This window comes from Streptomyces sp. GC420, assembly GCF_009916105.1.
Lineage (GTDB): Bacteria > Actinomycetota > Actinomycetes > Streptomycetales > Streptomycetaceae > Streptomyces.
Genome location: NZ_JAAAXQ010000801.1, coordinates 1 through 815 on the forward strand (window position 1 = coordinate 1; position 815 = coordinate 815).

At 75.1% G+C, this 815-nt stretch carries 1 protein-coding gene; it reads right to left on the minus strand.

Going from position 1 to position 815, the window contains the following annotated elements; all coding sequences use genetic code 11:
* Window positions 1-33 precede the first annotated feature (33 nt).
* Window positions 34-780: a serine/threonine protein kinase gene (locus tag GUY61_RS38700; protein WP_166634950.1), complete on the minus strand. Its 747-nt coding sequence runs from the start codon at window positions 778-780 to the stop codon at window positions 34-36.
* Between the last annotated feature and the right edge of the window lie 35 nt (window positions 781-815).

The following is an 815-nucleotide window of genomic DNA, read 5'->3' on the forward strand; positions in this document are numbered from 1 at the left end:
CCCAGTCACCGACCCGGTAGCCGCGCGGGACGCTCACCGGGCACCCGCCCTTCCCCGTACTCCCGGATTCGTGCGGGACGGCAGCAGCGCCAGGTGCTCCTCGCGGACCAGCCCGAAGCGGAGGGCGAGACCGACCACGGCCTCGCGCTTGCCGTTGCGGCGCGGCCCGCCGCCGGGCTCCGGGTCCATCGGCGCCCTGGCGGGGACGGCGATGCGCAGCTTCTCCCCGGCGAGGTAGTCGATGTGCGAGCTGACCGCGCGGGTCGTCAGCCGTCCGCACCCGGGGTGGCCCCTGAGCCGTTCGACGACCTGCGGTGTGGTGGGCACGGCGACGGCCGACTCGTCGCGCAGCCGGGGCTCGCACAGGGCGACCAGCACGAGGAAGTACGTGGCGGTCTCGTCCAGCGAGTACGCGGTGAGGGTCCTGGTGCCCCAGCGGCCGCCCATGCTGTCCGGGTCGAGGTACACGTGGTCGGGCGCGTACACCTGGAAGCTGACGGTCCCGCTCCGCGTGGGCAGGACGACGCGCGCGAACTCGAAGGGGATCGGCGCCCCGGCCCGGCGCGGCGGAACCCTCAGGTACTCCCCCGCCCCTTCGGGGTTCTCCACGAGGTAGCTCTGGGTGGTGCTGTAGTTGCTGAGCTGCCAGTGGTCGTCGGTGACGCGGATCTCCCCGGCCAGCCGGGAGACCGCGGGATCGTCGAGCCGCAGTTCCACGGGGGTGGCGGCGGAGCCCCGCCCGAAGCGCGCCACGCTCCCGGGGCCGAGGCGCAGCGTCACCGCGCCCGTCCCGGTCCCCGTTCCCCGCGCCCCGG